The 13,203-nt window shown below is 68.9% G+C and carries 15 protein-coding genes; 12 read left to right on the top strand and 3 right to left on the bottom strand.

Features of this window, described 5'->3' with window-relative positions:
* Positions 1-117: 117 nt before the first annotated feature.
* Positions 118-1,005: an alpha/beta hydrolase gene (locus SAZ01S_RS04645; RefSeq protein ID WP_084580558.1), complete on the top strand. Its 888-nt coding sequence runs from the start codon at positions 118-120 to the stop codon at positions 1,003-1,005.
* Between the two features lie 13 nt (positions 1,006-1,018).
* Here the strand turns inward: SAZ01S_RS04645 and SAZ01S_RS04650 are convergent, their stop codons facing one another.
* Positions 1,019-1,675, bottom strand: a complete 657-nt coding sequence (locus SAZ01S_RS04650) for an alpha/beta hydrolase (RefSeq protein WP_064313821.1) — start codon at positions 1,673-1,675, stop codon at positions 1,019-1,021.
* A 92-nt stretch (positions 1,676-1,767) separates the two neighbouring features.
* Here SAZ01S_RS04650 and SAZ01S_RS04655 point away from each other — a divergent pair, with 92 nt between their 5' ends.
* Genes SAZ01S_RS04655 through SAZ01S_RS04665 form a run of 3 tightly spaced genes read left to right on the top strand, consistent with a single transcriptional unit; the run spans position 1,768 to position 4,372 of the window.
* Positions 1,768-2,838 (top strand): cysteine desulfurase family protein, encoded by a 1,071-nt coding sequence (locus SAZ01S_RS04655; protein WP_084580560.1) that lies wholly within the window; start codon positions 1,768-1,770, stop codon positions 2,836-2,838.
* A complete protein-coding gene (locus tag SAZ01S_RS04660) occupies positions 2,835-4,043 on the top strand; it encodes a cysteine desulfurase family protein (RefSeq protein ID WP_084580562.1) in 1,209 nt (402 codons plus the stop codon). The genes SAZ01S_RS04655 and SAZ01S_RS04660 overlap by 4 nt, the downstream gene beginning before the upstream one ends.
* Positions 4,040-4,372 carry a 2Fe-2S iron-sulfur cluster-binding protein gene (locus tag SAZ01S_RS04665; RefSeq protein WP_084580564.1) on the top strand — a complete coding sequence of 111 codons (333 nt, stop codon included), beginning with the start codon at positions 4,040-4,042 and terminating at the stop codon, positions 4,370-4,372. Before SAZ01S_RS04660 ends, SAZ01S_RS04665 begins: the two co-directional genes overlap by 4 nt.
* Positions 4,373-4,375: 3 nt before the next feature.
* Here the strand turns inward: SAZ01S_RS04665 and SAZ01S_RS23550 are convergent, their stop codons facing one another.
* Positions 4,376-4,525, bottom strand: a complete 150-nt coding sequence (locus tag SAZ01S_RS23550) for a hypothetical protein (RefSeq protein ID WP_218018023.1) — start codon at positions 4,523-4,525, stop codon at positions 4,376-4,378.
* 130 nt (positions 4,526-4,655) lie between these two features.
* Here SAZ01S_RS23550 and SAZ01S_RS04670 point away from each other — a divergent pair, with 130 nt between their 5' ends.
* The 8 genes from SAZ01S_RS04670 to SAZ01S_RS04705 all read left to right on the top strand — a co-directional run bounded on the left by SAZ01S_RS04670 (position 4,656) and on the right by SAZ01S_RS04705 (position 11,946).
* On the top strand, positions 4,656-7,331 hold the full coding sequence (locus tag SAZ01S_RS04670) for a bifunctional [glutamine synthetase] adenylyltransferase/[glutamine synthetase]-adenylyl-L-tyrosine phosphorylase (protein WP_139809940.1): 2,676 nt from the start codon (positions 4,656-4,658) through the stop codon (positions 7,329-7,331).
* Between the two features lie 13 nt (positions 7,332-7,344).
* On the top strand, positions 7,345-7,815 hold the full coding sequence (locus tag SAZ01S_RS04675; RefSeq protein ID WP_084580566.1) for a peroxiredoxin: 471 nt from the start codon (positions 7,345-7,347) through the stop codon (positions 7,813-7,815).
* Positions 7,812-8,615, top strand: coding sequence for a ferritin-like domain-containing protein (locus SAZ01S_RS04680; protein WP_174596090.1), 804 nt, complete (start codon positions 7,812-7,814; stop codon positions 8,613-8,615). Before SAZ01S_RS04675 ends, SAZ01S_RS04680 begins: the two co-directional genes overlap by 4 nt.
* 123 nt (positions 8,616-8,738) lie before the next feature.
* Positions 8,739-9,917, top strand: coding sequence for a M23 family metallopeptidase (locus SAZ01S_RS04685; RefSeq protein ID WP_084580568.1), 1,179 nt, complete (start codon positions 8,739-8,741; stop codon positions 9,915-9,917).
* 40 nt (positions 9,918-9,957) lie between these two features.
* The gene (gene erpA, locus SAZ01S_RS04690; RefSeq protein ID WP_084580648.1) at positions 9,958-10,302 is read left to right on the top strand and encodes an iron-sulfur cluster insertion protein ErpA; all 345 of its coding nucleotides are present in this window, start codon (positions 9,958-9,960) and stop codon (positions 10,300-10,302) included.
* A 10-nt stretch (positions 10,303-10,312) separates the two neighbouring features.
* Positions 10,313-11,083: an exodeoxyribonuclease III gene (gene xth / locus SAZ01S_RS04695; RefSeq protein ID WP_084580570.1), complete on the top strand. Its 771-nt coding sequence runs from the start codon at positions 10,313-10,315 to the stop codon at positions 11,081-11,083.
* Positions 11,084-11,305: 222 nt separating this feature from the next.
* Positions 11,306-11,581, top strand: coding sequence for a hypothetical protein (locus tag SAZ01S_RS04700; protein WP_084580572.1), 276 nt, complete (start codon positions 11,306-11,308; stop codon positions 11,579-11,581).
* Between the two features lie 95 nt (positions 11,582-11,676).
* The gene (locus SAZ01S_RS04705; protein ID WP_084580574.1) at positions 11,677-11,946 is read left to right on the top strand and encodes a hypothetical protein; all 270 of its coding nucleotides are present in this window, start codon (positions 11,677-11,679) and stop codon (positions 11,944-11,946) included.
* A gap of 51 nt (positions 11,947-11,997) precedes the next feature.
* Here the strand turns inward: SAZ01S_RS04705 and SAZ01S_RS04710 are convergent, their stop codons facing one another.
* Complete coding sequence (locus tag SAZ01S_RS04710; RefSeq protein ID WP_084580576.1) at positions 11,998-13,155, bottom strand: N-acetyltransferase; 1,158 nt, start codon at positions 13,153-13,155, stop codon at positions 11,998-12,000.
* Positions 13,156-13,203: the final 48 nt, after the last annotated feature.

Below are 13,203 nucleotides of genomic sequence, written 5' to 3' on the forward strand. Positions count from 1 at the left end.
GCCGCTTGCGGGAGGGGAGCGCTCACCGGCGCGGGATCGTTACATCTTGCGACCTTTTCCGAGTCGACCGACCCGGCGCCCGCGCAATATCCTGCAGCCCGCAGCAGGAGAGCCAGGATGCGCGCGATCGGATGGGTGGTAGCCGGACTGTTCCTCGCGGGCGCGCCCGTGCTCGCACGGCAGCAGGTGGAGCCGGCAGCGCCCGCTGCTGCTGCGCAAAAGCGCGACCTCGCTTATGGCGCGCGCGCCGCGCAGAAACTCGACTTCTATCTGCCCAGCCACCCGACGACGTCGCCGCCGCCGCTGGTGGTGTTCGTCCATGGCGGCGGCTGGCGGATGGGCAACAAGGAGAACGCGACCGGCACGCCAAAGATCACCCATCTGCGCGATGCCGGCTATGCCTTCGCGACGATCGACTATCGGCTGGTGCCCGAAGCACCGGTGGAACAGCAGGCGGAGGATGTGGCGGCGGCGCTCGGCTGGTTGATCGGCCATGCCCGCGAACTCGGATTCGACCCGCAGCGGGTGGTGCTGATGGGGCACAGCGCCGGCGCGCACCTGGCGGCGCTGGTCGGCACCGATCCCGGCTATCTGGCCAAGGTGGGACTCTCGCCCGATCGGCTGCGGGGCGTGATCCTGCTGGATGGCGCGGCCTATGACGTGCCCGCGCAGCTGGCGCAGGCGGGCCGCTTTATGCAGCCGATCTACCAGCAGGCGTTCGGCAGCGATCCGGCGCGGCAGCGCGCGCTCTCGCCGATCGCGCATGCACAAGCGCCCAATGCGCCGTCCTTCTTCATCCTCCATGTCGATCGGGACGATGGCGCGCGCCAGTCGGAGGCGCTGGCCGCGGCGCTGCGGCAGGCGGGGACGAAGGTGACGCTGCAGGGCTTTGAGGGCCGCGGCCTGCGTGGCCATGTTGCGATGAACCGGAAGCTTGGCGAGGCGGACTATGCCGCCACCGCTGTGGTCGATCGCTGGCTCAGCGCGACGTTCGCGCCGCGCTGAGCCGCCAGGATCCTCAGCGGATCGGGCAGTTCGGGTCGAGCCGCATGTCGAGATAGCGGTCGACCGAACCCATCAGCTGATCCATCTCGTGCTCGAAGAAGTGGTTCGCGCCCGGGATGGTGTCGTGGTGGATAGTGATGTGCTTCTGGGTGCGCAGCTTGTCGACCAGCTTCTGCACCGCGCCCGGCGTGACCACCTCGTCCTGCTCGCCCTGGATGATGATGCCGGAGCTGGGGCAGGGGGCCAGGAAGGTGAAGTCGAACATGTTCGCCGGCGGCGCGACCGAGATGAAGCCGCGGATTTCCGGGCGGCGCATCAGCAGCTGCATGCCGATCCAGGCGCCGAAGCCGAAGCCCGCGACCCAGGTGGAAGAGGCCTCGGGGTGGAAGCTCTGCACCCAGTCGAGCGCGCTGGCGGCATCCGAAAGCTCGCCGATGCCGTTGTCGAAGGTGCCCTGGCTCTTGCCGACGCCGCGGAAGTTGAAGCGCAGCGTCGCGAAGCCGCGGCGCTGGAAGGTCTTGTAGAGATCCTGGACGATGCGGTTGTTCATCGTGCCGCCCGCATTGGGGTGCGGGTGGAGGATCATCGCAACCGGTGCGCGCGGGCGCGGGGCGGGGGCAAAGCGGCCCTCGAGGCGGCCTTCGGGTCCGGGGAAAATGACTTCGGGCAAGGCGGATCCTGTTCAATAGGGAGATGCGCGGTGGAGCGCAGGAACATGGTCGCTATATAGGCAGCGGGTCCCTTCACGCAATTGGAACGCCATTGGCCGCTCGACTCTATCTGGATCACGCCGCGACGACCCCGATGCTGCCGCAAGCGGTGGCGGCGGTGGTGGAGGGGATGCAGCGCTGGGCGAACCCGTCGTCACCGCATGGCGACGGGCGTGCGGCACGCGCCGCGCTGGAGGATGCGCGGCGACGGATCGCCGCTGCCTATGGCTGGGCGCACGAGCTGCTGCTGACCAGCGGTGCAAGCGAATCGCTCGCCATCGCGATGCAACGCAGCGTCGTCGAGCGGCGGCTGGTGACCGCCGTGGAGCATGACGCGGTGCTGCGGCTGGGCGAGGGCGCGGGCGTGCTGCCGGTGGCGGCGAACGGCCTGCTGGAACTCGATGCCCTCACCGTAGCGCTGCAGGGCGAAGGCAGGGTGCTGGTCTGCGTGCAATGGGCGAACAGCGAGACCGGGGTGCGCCAGCCGATCGCGGCGATCGCCGGCATCGTGCACGGCGCGGGCGGGTTGTTGCTGGTCGATGCCGCGCAGATGCCCGCGCATGCCGATGCCGAGGTGCTGCGCCATGCCGATCTGGTGGCGGTCTCGGCGCACAAACGCGGCGGCCCGCCAGGGATCGGCGCGCTGCTGGTCCGCGATCTCGGTCTCTTGCTGCCGACCGGCGGGCAGGAAAAGGGCTATCGTGCGGGCACGGAGAACCTGCCCGGCGCGCTCGGCTATGCGGCTGCGGTCGGGGTACCGGAGGATCTTGCAAAGATGCACCGGCTGCGCGCGCGGCTGGAGGCGGCGATCGTGGAGGCCGGCGGCGATGTCGTGGGCGCCGAGAGCCCGCGCAGTCCGCTGATCGGCGCCTATCGGATGCCGGGTGTCTCGTCGGCGGCGCAACTGATCCGCTTCGATCTGGCGGGCGTGGCGGTGTCGGCGGGGAGTGCCTGCTCCTCGGGCAGCATGCGGCCCAGCCATGTGCTGACCGCGATGGGCTGGGCCGAACCGGCGCTGCGCGAAGTCGTCCGGGTAAGCTTCGGGCGGGGCACCACCGAGGCCGATGTCGATCGCTTCGCCGAGTTGTGGCGGGCGACCTTTGCCGAGGCGCGGGCGGCATGATCTATCTCGACTATCAGGCGACGACGCCGCTCGCCCCCGAGGCGCTGTCCGCGATGCTGCCCTGGCTGGAATCGCAGCACGCCAATCCGCATTCGCCGCATGCGCCGGGCCGCGCCGCCAAGGCGGCGGTGGAAGTGGCGCGGGCGCAGGTGGCGGCGCTGCTGCCGGCAGGGGGCACGCTCGCCTTCACCAGCGGTGCCACCGAAGCGCTCAACTGGGCGATCAAGGGCACGACGGGGCCGATCGTCACGCTGGCAACCGAGCATGCGGCGGTGCTCGATACGGTCGCGGCGACCGGTCGGCCGATAACGGTGCTGCCGGTGGGGCCGGACGGGCTCGTCGACCTGGCAGGGGCCCGGGCGGCAATCGTGCCGGGCACGGGGCTGGTCGCCGCGATGCTGGTCAACAACGAGATCGGAGTGATCCAGCCCGTCGCGGAACTGGCGGAACTCGCCCATGCGGCCGGTGCCCTGTTCCTGTGCGACGCCGTGCAGGGCTATGGCCGGGTGCCGATCCCGGCGAATTGCGACCTGGTGGCGATCTCCGCCCACAAGATCCATGGGCCCAAAGGCATCGGTGCGCTGTGGGTGCGGGACGGGGTGACGCTGGCGCCGCTGCTGCATGGCGGGGGGCAGGAGGCGCCTGGGCGATCCGGGACGCTCTCGCCGGCGCTGTGCGCGGGGTTCGGGGCAGCGGCGAAGGTCGCGGCCGTGCGGGCAGAGGTGGACGCGAGTCATGTCAGCAGGTTGTTCGCGCTGGCGTCAGAGCGACTCCAACTATCCCCCCTCCCGCCTGCGGGAGGGGATGGGGGAGGGTGCGATGTGGAGGTTCTATCTTCCACGCAACCGCCTGCTACCCTCACTCACCCTCCCCTAGCCCCTCCCGCAGGCGGGAGGGGAACAAGAGGTTGGCAGCTCAACGGCTCCGCCACCCACCGCTACTACGGCAATCTCAACCTCCGCCGGGACGGTCTCGACGTCGCCCGGCTGATGTCCGACCTGCGCGACATCGCCTTTTCCGCCGGCTCCGCCTGTGCCAGCGGCTCCGGCCGGCCGAGCCATGTGCTGCGCGCGCTGGGCCTTTCGGACGCTGCCGCGCGTTCGAGCATTCGTATCGGCTTCGGCCGCATGACCACCGAGGAGGAATTGATGACCGCACTCGACCGTATCTGCGCCGCCGCCGACGCCCAGCGGGTCGCCGCATGATCCGGGTACGGTTCGAGGCGGCGGGCGGTGCGGTGCTGGACGTCGAGGCGCCGCCCGGTGCGCGGCTGCTCGAAGTCGCGCAGAATGCCGGTCAGCCGCTGGAGGGCACGTGCGAGGGCCAGATGGCCTGCTCGACCTGCCATGTGATCATCGCACCCGAGGATTTCGGGCGCTTGCCGGCAGCGAGCGAGGAGGAAGAGGACATGCTCGACCTCGCCATCGGTGCGGTACGCACCAGTCGGCTCGCCTGCCAGATCGTGCTTACCGATGCGCTCGACGGGTTGACGGTGCGGATGCCCGCGGCGCACCGCGACATGCAGGGACGATGACGCCTACCAGTGGCAGCGCGGGTCGCGGTCGTTCAGCTTGGCGAGCAGCACCGCCATGTCCTGCGGCAGCCCTTGGTCGCGCGCATAGGCATTGGCGATCGCGCGACCGATGCCGTCGCACGCACGCGGCCCCTCGACGCGATAGGGGGTCATCGCGCTGGCCTCTGGGGCCTTGGAGGGTGCCGTCTGAACCACGGTCACAAAACAGTTATATGGAGCATTCGTTGCCTGCGATTCTTGCGGTTGATCGCAGCTGTGCGATTTTTGGACGCGCGGCGAACCGGTGATCTCCGCCTCCCTTCCCGATGCGATCGAGCGGATCGCCGCGCATTCGCCCTTCCTCGGCCTGGTGCTGGGGCGCGAGCACGATCTTGCGGCGGACCCCGCGGCGGCACTGGCGGATCCGCTCGCCGTGTCGCGTGCGCCAACCGCCGCGATGCCGGTGGCGCAGGCGCTGCGCGTGCAGCGGCGGCGGCTGGCGCTGATCGCGGCGATCGGTGACCTTTCCGGCGCCTATGATTTCGGGCGCACCGCCCGGCTGCTGAGCGACTTTGCCGATGCCGCGCTCGATCGCGCGATCATCGCGGCGATTCGCGAGCGCACGCCCGAGGCGGAGCCGTGCGGCTTTGCGGCGATCGCGCTCGGCAAGCAGGGCAGCCGCGAGCTCAACTATTCGTCCGACATCGACCCGATCCTGATCTTCGATCCCGCGACGCTGCCCTGCCGCCCGCGCGAGGTGCCCGAGGAGGCGGCGGTGCGGATCGGGCGGCGAGTGCTCGAAATCCTCCAGGCGCGCGACGGCGACGGCTATGTGCTGCGCGTCGACCTGCGGCTGCGACCCTCGCCCGAGGTGACGCCGATCGCGCTGCCGGTGGAGGCGGCGATCAGCTATTACGAGAGCCAGGCGCTGCCCTGGGAGCGCGCCGCCTTCATCCGTGCGCGCGCAGTGGGCGGCGATACCGCGCTGGGCCAGCGCTTCCTCGATGCGATCCGGCCCTTCGTGTGGCGCCGCGCGCTCGACTATGGCACGATCCGCGAGATCCAGGACATCTCGCGCCGCATCCGCGACCATCACCACCAGGGCCAGCGCTTCGGTGCTGGCTATGACCTCAAGCGGGGCAGGGGTGGCATTCGCGAGGTGGAGTTCTTCGCGCAGATCCACCAGTTGATCCATGGCGGCCGCGATCCGGCCCTGCGTGCGCCTGCTACCCGCGATGCGCTGGCGGCGCTGGCCGCGGCGGGGCGTATCGATGCGGGCGAGGCGGCGGCGCTCGACGAGGCTTATGTGCTGCTCCGCACGATCGAGCATCGGCTGCAGATGGTCGACGATCGCCAGACCCACACGCTGCCGAGCGATCCGGCCGCGCTGGACAATGTCGCACGGCTGCACGGGGTGGCGGACGGCGCGGCGCTGATCGCGCTGCTCCAGCCGCATGTCGAACGGGTCGGGCGGATCTATGACGCGCTGGCCGAAGCCGGCGGCAGCGGGCTGCCGAGCGACCCCGATCTGCTCGGCGAGCGCCTCGGCGCGGCGGGCTTTCCCGATGCCGATATCGCGCGGCGCGTGGTCGAGGGCTGGCGCGGCGCCACCTATCCGGCGCTGCGCAGCCCGGCGGCGCAGAGCGCGCTGGAGGCGGTGTTGCCGACGCTGATGGCGGGTTTTGGCGGCGCGCCCGATCCGCAGCATGCGATCACCCGCTTCGATGCCATGCTCAAGCGGCTGCCGAGCGCGGTCAACATCTTCCGCCTGCTCGAAGCCCAGCCGGCGCTCACCCGGCTGCTGAGCGCGATCCTCAGCCATGCGCCGACGCTCGCCGAGCAACTGGGGCGCCGCGCCGAATTGCTCGACGGACTGATCGATGCCAGCGCACTGGCGCCGGTGGGCGAGGTGCCCGAACTGATCGCCGCGATGGCGGTCGAGGAACGCGGTGCCGACTATCAGTGGCGGCTCGAACATGTCCGCCGCATCGTCAACGAGAAGCGGTTCGCGCTGGGCGCGCAGATCGTCGCCGGGGCGAGCGATCCGCTCGACGTCTCGGCCGGCTATGCCCGGGTGGCGGAAGCGGCGATCGAGGTGCTGGCCGCCGCCACCGTCGCGGAATTCGCCAGCCAGCATGGGACGGTGCCCGGCAGCGAGCTGGTGATCCTGGCGCTCGGGCGGATGGGTGGCGGTGCGCTCACCCATGCCTCGGACCTCGACCTGATCTATCTGTTTACCGGCGATTATGCCGCCGAATCCGACGGGCGCCGGCCGCTGGGCGCGGTGACCTATTACAATCGGCTGGCGCAGCGGGTGACCGCGGCGCTCTCCGTGCCGACCGCAGCGGGGCCGCTCTACGAGGTCGACACGCGGCTGCGCCCCTCGGGCACGCAGGGGCCGCTGTCGGTGTCGCTCGACGGTTTCGCCGCCTATCAGGAAAAGGATGCCTGGACCTGGGAGCATATGGCGCTCACCCGAGCCCGGCCGGTGTTCGGCTCCCCGGCGGCGCGGGCGGCAGTGCAGGCGATCATCGACCGGGTGCTGCACGGTGCCCGGCCCGAGCGCGACATCCTTGCCGACGCGCGCAAGATGCGGGCGGAGATGGCCACCCACAAGCCGCCGGCGGGCCCGCTCGACGCCAAGCTGCTCGACGGCGGGCTGGTCGACTTGGAGTTCGCGGTCCACGTCCAGCAGCTCTGCCATCGTACCGGCTTCGATCCGCGCCTCGGCCGCGCGATCGACGCGCTGGTGGGGCAGGGGCTGATGCCGCCCGGGCTGCGCGCCGCGCACGATTTCCTGACGCGATTGCTGGTGACGCTGCGGCTGGTCGCTCCCGATGCCCAGCCGCCCGGCGAGCGCACCCGCGCGCTGATCGCCCGCGCGCTGGGCCTGCCCGATTGGGAAGCGGTGGTTGCGACGCTGGACGCAACGCGGCAGGAGGTGCGGCAATGCTGGGCCGACATCCAGGCCCGCGGCTGACGGAGACCAGGCAATGAGCATCGAACAGGGCGACGCGCTCCCCAAGGGCGCGCTGGTGGCGGCGGACGGCAGCGCGATCGCACTGCCCGACTGGGGCGTTGGCGCGCCGTTCGTCCTCTATTTCTATCCCAAGGACGATACCTCGGGCTGCACGCGCGAGGCACAGGACTTCACCGCGGTGATGCCGGATTTCGCCGCGCTCGGCGTGAAGGTCCTCGGCATTTCCAAGGATCCGCCCGCCAAGCACCAGAAGTTCACCGCCAAGTACGACCTCACCGTCCCACTCGCGACGGACGAGGACGGCGCACTGATGGAGGCGCTGGGCGTGTGGGTCGAGAAGTCGATGTACGGCAAGAAATATATGGGCATCGAGCGCTCGACCTTCCTGTTCGATGCGTCGGGTACGCTGGTGCGCGTCTGGCGCAAGGTGAAGGTGCCCGGTCACGCGGCCGAGGTGCTGGCCGCGGCAAAGGCGCTCGGGTGACCGAAGCCCGCAGTGTGGGCGCGGCGGTGCGGGCGGTGCTCGACGCCGCCGACCCGACCGACAAGGTGATGCAGGCCCGCGCCGCCGCGCGCAACTGGCGGCTGGGGCGGCTCGACTTCCGCTTCGACGTCGCCATGCCGGATCGTCCTGCGCGGCCGGATGTGCCCGAACTGCTGCCGCCCAACCGAATGCCCAAGCGCGGGCGGGGCGGTTCGGAACGTGGGCGGATCGCGCTGATCCATGCGCTCGCCCATATCGAATTCGTCGCGATCGACCTCGCCTTCGACCTTATCGGCCGTTTCGGCGGGCAATTCCCGCGCGGCTTCACCGACGACTGGATGCGCGTCGGCGCCGACGAGGCGATGCATTTCGCGCTGCTTGACCGGCGGCTGCGCAGCCTCGGCAGCCACTATGGCGCGCTGCCCGCGCATGACGGGCTGTGGGATGCGGCGAGCGAAACCGCGCATGATGCCAAGGCGCGTCTCGCGATCGTGCCGATGGTGTTGGAGGCACGCGGACTGGACGTCACCCCGGCGACGATCGAGCGGTTCGAAGCGGCCGGCGACGCGGTCACCGCCCGTATCCTGATGCGCATCGTGACCGATGAAGTACGCCATGTAAGGGCTGGTACGGAGTGGTTTGAGTCGGCCTGCAAGGCGGCTGATTGCGTGCCCGAAACGACTTGGCAAGCTTTGGTCCGTACCCATTTCCGTGGGGCCGTTAAGCCTCCGTTCAACGACTCGGCGCGCGAGTCAGCCGGTCTGACGCGGGAATACTACCAAGCGCTTGCCGCGGGCTGATTATCCTCCAAAAGAGTCCCCAAGCGGGACGGCGAGGTCAGGGGCTGCCCAATCCGTCCGCATCATCCTGAAGTGAAACGCCGGGTCGCACGGTGCTCGCTTCCATGAATGCGCCGGGGACTCATGGCTGTACCGTCTGAACGCAAGAACGACGATTTCGCACGCAAGTTCCGGGAATTTTTCACCACCCGCGATGTGATTCTCCACGAAGGCGGCAAGCTGCGCCGCTTCAGCGTCGGCGGTCGTTCGCAGGCGCTGTTCGCCAGCGCCGCGGTGATGACGGTGGTCTTCTCCGGCTATGGCATGTCGCAGGCGATGGCCGGTGCGATCGCCTATACCGCGCCGGTGGCGGGCTCGCCCGAGGCGCAGGTCGCCGCGATGCGCGCCGAGGTGGCCCGCATGCGCGCCGAAGTCGCCGCCGCCAAGCAGGCTGCCAAGCTGCAGGCCGCCAAGATCGAGCAGCGCCAGGCGGTGCTGAATGCGGTCGTCTCGGGCAAGGCCGATCGCTCGGTGCTCGAAGCCGACCTCTCCGCGATGCCGAAGCAGACCAGCGCGCTGACCGACGAGATCGTCGCACCGCTGCGCAAGGTCGAGGCGCGGCAGGTCGCGCTCGCCGCGCAGGCGCAGAAGGTCGGCGAGGCCCGTGTGCGCCAGGCCGCAGCCCGCATCCAGCATCTCGGCCTTGCGCCGAGCCGTTTCGTCAAGGTCAATGTCGCAATGGGCGGCCCCTATGAGCCGGTCAGCGACGAGGACGCATCCGCGGCGACCAGCGCCGATGCCGATGCGCAGTTCCGCTCGCTGTTCGAGACCTGGAAGAAGCTCGATTCAATCGAATCGAGCACCATTTCCATCCCGTCGATGCAGCCGGTGCAGCATGTCAGCTTCACCTCGCATTTCGGCGTCCGCTCGGATCCGTTCCGCGGCACCGCGGCCATGCATGCCGGTGTCGACATTCCGGGTGAGATGGGCACGCCGATCTATGCGACCGCGGACGGCATCGTCTCGCACGCCGGTCGCCAGGGCGGCTATGGCAACCTGGTCGAGATCAACCATGGCCGCGGCATGGAAACGCGCTACGGCCACCTCTCGAAGATCCTGGTTGCCGATAACACGCGCGTGCACCGCGGCCAGATCATCGGCCTGATGGGTTCGACCGGCCGCTCGACCGGCACCCACCTCCATTACGAGGTTCGCCTCGACGGCCGTGCGATCAATCCGATCCCGTTCATCCAGTCGGGCGAGTATATCGCGCAGGCGCCGGTGAGCGCGGGCGGTGTCGGCGGTCCGCGCGGCCAGCGCTGAGCGCATTGCCGGACGGGCGCCGGCGCATTATCTGACGCCCATGACGACGACCATTGAGCAGCCCGCCATCGCGCTGACGCCCGCCGCCGCGGCGCGCGTCGCCGCGATCGCCTCCAAGCAGGCCAAGCCCGCTATTCTGCGGCTTTCGGTGGAAGGCGGCGGCTGCTCGGGCTTCCAGTATCGCTTCGGCCTGGCCGAGGGCGTGGAGGCCGATGACAGCGTCGCCGAAGCCGATGGCGTGCGGCTGGTGGTCGATTCCGTCAGCCTCGATCTCGTCCGCGGTGCGCAGGTCGATTTCATCGACAATCTCGGCGGCGCGCATTTCGCGGTGACCAATCCCAATGCGGCATCCGGGTGCGGTTGCGGCACCAGCTTCTCGATCTGAGCGCACGCCTTTGAAAATCGTCAGCTACAACGTCAACGGCATCAAGGCGCGTCTCGAGCGCCTGGTCGAGTATCTCACCGAGCAGCAGCCGGACGTGGTCTGCCTGCAGGAACTCAAGAGCTCGGACGACACGCTGCCGGTCGCCGCGATCGAGGCGGCGGGCTACGGCGCGGTGTGGCACGGCCAGAAGGGCTTCAACGGCGTCGCGATCCTCGCCAAGGGGCAGCAGCCTGTCGAGCGCCAGCGTGGGCTGGCCGGCGATCCCGAGGATGCGCACAGCCGCTATATCGAGGCCGAGATCGGCGACCTGATCGTCGGCGGGCTCTATCTGCCGAACGGCAACCCGCAGCCCGGGCCGAAATTCGACTACAAGCTGCGCTGGATGGAGCGGCTCAACGCGCGCGCGGCCGAGCTGCTTGCAGAGGAGCGGCCGGCGATCCTCGCAGGCGACTTCAACGTCATCCCCAACGACGACGACACCTTCTCGGTCCGCGCTATGGCCGAGGATGCGCTGATGCAGCCCGAATCGCGCGAGCGGTACCGGATGCTGCTCGCGCAGGGCTGGACCGACGCGCTGCGCACCCGCTTCCCCAAGGGTGGCGTATGGACCTTCTGGGACTATCAGGCGGGCGCATGGCAGCGCGACGCGGGCTTCCGCATCGACCATCTGCTGCTCAGCCCGCAGGCGGCGGACCGCTTCACCGGTGCCGGCGTCGACAAGGACTATCGCGGCCGGGAAAAGGCCAGCGACCACGCGCCGACCTGGGTGACGCTGCGCTGATCGCGCGGCTGCTGTCGACATTTCCTCAAAATTTAGCGGACGGATTGGTGCTAGGCGCCATTTGTTGGTGCGATTTGCCGTACTATGGCACCATGACACTTCAAGGTGACTGGCTAAGCTATTGAATTTGCAAGCTTAGAGAAACTGGCACGGCTCCTGCAAAACATCGAGTACCGGCGAAAGCGAAGGAGCGTCGGACCTCGAAGCAACCAGGAGCCAGCCATGACTCAGTACCGCGTTCCGAACATCCTCCGCCTTCTACCGGCAACCGCGCTGCTTGCGACGACGCTCGCCGCTGCGGCGCCTGCCCAAGCCGCCCCCGACCCGGAGCCAAGCCAGGCTGCGGCGAAGAAGGACCCCCAGACGCTCGATCGCGCGACCCGCCTCAAGGTTTGGTGCGTCGAGCGAAAGGCGGCCCCCGGCGCCAAGAAGACCAAGCAGTGCAAGACCCGGGAGACCTGGATCCGCGAGGGCAACGACCCCCTGCGCGAGTTCTGATCGCCCGCGACCCCCGAAGATCTCGACCAAAGCTACCCCAACCACCGCAACGCGTGCGGCGGGACGACCCCGCACGCCCATTTCAGGAGGAACCTATGACCAACTTCGCTCGCACCGCCCGTATCAGCGCCGTCCTGTTCGGCGCCTGCGCCCTGATCGCCGGCAGCGCCGTCCCGGCCAGCGCCGCCGCCGATCCCAAGGAAAAGCCCCAGACGAGCAGCGAGAAGCCGACGGCGGCCGGCGCGGTTCGGGTCTGCGTGCAGCCGGAAGCGCCCACCGGCAGCCGCATTCCGCCGCGCCGCGAGTGCAAGACGCGCGATCAGTGGATCAAGGAAACCGGCATCGATCCGCTGGCGAACCGCTGATCGGCCGAGGCGACGGCAGCGGGCGACCCCCACCCGCTGCCGTTCGCGCGCTTACAGCGCCTTCTGATAGATCAGATACTCGCGGTTGATCTTGCTCTCGATCGCATCGGCGATGGCGATCATCCCCTGGTTGTCATCGAGGATCCAGCCGATCTCGCCGCGAGTCGCGCCGTAATTGGCGACCGAGGCCCGGCGGATATATTCGATCATCATGAAGGCCAGCTGGCTCGCCATGCGCGAGCTCTGCAGCCGCTTCACCACGCCCATCAGCGGGACGCGCATCGTCCGGGCCTTGGGCTTGCGCAGCCACAGCAGCAGCTTGGCCCAGCCGAACGGCAGCAGCGAACCCTTGAGCGGCTTCAGCGGTTCGTTGAGGTCGGGCAGGGTGACCATGAACGCCACCGGCTCGCCATCATATTCGGCAATGCGGATCAGGTCGTTGAACACCAAAGGCTTCAGCTTCTTGCCGACATCGTCCACCTCCGGCTGGGTCAGCGGCACGAAGCCCCAGTTATCGCCCCAGGCATCGTTGAGGATGGCGAGGATGATTGCCGCTTCCTCGGCGAACTTGGCCTTGTTGACCTCGCGGATGCGGATGCGGGCATTCTTCTCGCCGGCGGCGACGATGCGCTGCACGATCGGCGGGAATTCCTTGCTGATGTCCAGCTCATAGGTGACGATCTTCTTGGCCGGACCATAGCCCTGCGCTTCGATCCATCCCTGATAGCGCGCCGGATGGTGGCCCATCAGCACCGTCGGCGGATGGTCATGGCCCTTCACCAGCAGGCCGGGCTCCTCCCAGATCGACAGGCTCACCGGCCCCAGTGCCTTGGTCATGCCCTTGGCGCGCAGCCAGTCCTCGGCTTGCGCGATCACCGCGGCGGCGACTTCCTGGTCCTCGGCCTCGAACAGGCCCCAGAAGCCGGTGCCGGGGCCGAAGCCCTGCTCGGGCGGCATCTGCAGCGCAAGCGTGTCGATATGCGCCGAGATGCGGCCGACCACCTTGCCGCCGCGTTCGGCGAGGAACAGCTGGCCCTCGGCATGGCTGAACCAGCCATTCTTCTTCGGGCTGATCGTGCCCGCCACCTCCTCGCGCAAGGGGGCGACCCAGTTCGGATCGTCGCCGTTCAGGCGGTAGGCGAGTTCGATGAACGCCTTGGTATCGGCCTTGCCCGAAACGGGCCGGACCTTGAGATCGGCACTAGCCACGTGGATCTTCCCCAGAAATTCTTGATACGGCGCAATGCAGTCTTGCGT

This window comes from Sphingomonas azotifigens NBRC 15497, assembly GCF_002091475.1.
GTDB classification, from domain to species: Bacteria; Pseudomonadota; Alphaproteobacteria; order Sphingomonadales; family Sphingomonadaceae; genus Sphingomonas; species Sphingomonas azotifigens.

Excerpts from the sequence above, each read along its gene's own strand:
- erpA (WP_084580648.1), top strand. The coding sequence starts at position 9,958 with ATGACGACGACCATTGAGCAGCCCGCCATCGCGCTGACGCCCGCCGCC.
- SAZ01S_RS04675 (WP_084580566.1), top strand. The coding sequence starts at position 7,345 with ATGAGCATCGAACAGGGCGACGCGCTCCCCAAGGGCGCGCTGGTGGCG.
- SAZ01S_RS04660 (WP_084580562.1), top strand. The coding sequence starts at position 2,835 with ATGATCTATCTCGACTATCAGGCGACGACGCCGCTCGCCCCCGAGGCG.
- SAZ01S_RS04665 (WP_084580564.1), top strand. The coding sequence starts at position 4,040 with ATGATCCGGGTACGGTTCGAGGCGGCGGGCGGTGCGGTGCTGGACGTC.
- SAZ01S_RS04645 (WP_084580558.1), top strand. The coding sequence starts at position 118 with ATGCGCGCGATCGGATGGGTGGTAGCCGGACTGTTCCTCGCGGGCGCG.
- SAZ01S_RS23550 (WP_218018023.1), bottom strand. The coding sequence starts at position 4,525 with ATGACCCCCTATCGCGTCGAGGGGCCGCGTGCGTGCGACGGCATCGGT.
- SAZ01S_RS04685 (WP_084580568.1), top strand. The coding sequence starts at position 8,739 with ATGGCTGTACCGTCTGAACGCAAGAACGACGATTTCGCACGCAAGTTC.
- SAZ01S_RS04700 (WP_084580572.1), top strand. The coding sequence starts at position 11,306 with ATGACTCAGTACCGCGTTCCGAACATCCTCCGCCTTCTACCGGCAACC.
- SAZ01S_RS04705 (WP_084580574.1), top strand. The coding sequence starts at position 11,677 with ATGACCAACTTCGCTCGCACCGCCCGTATCAGCGCCGTCCTGTTCGGC.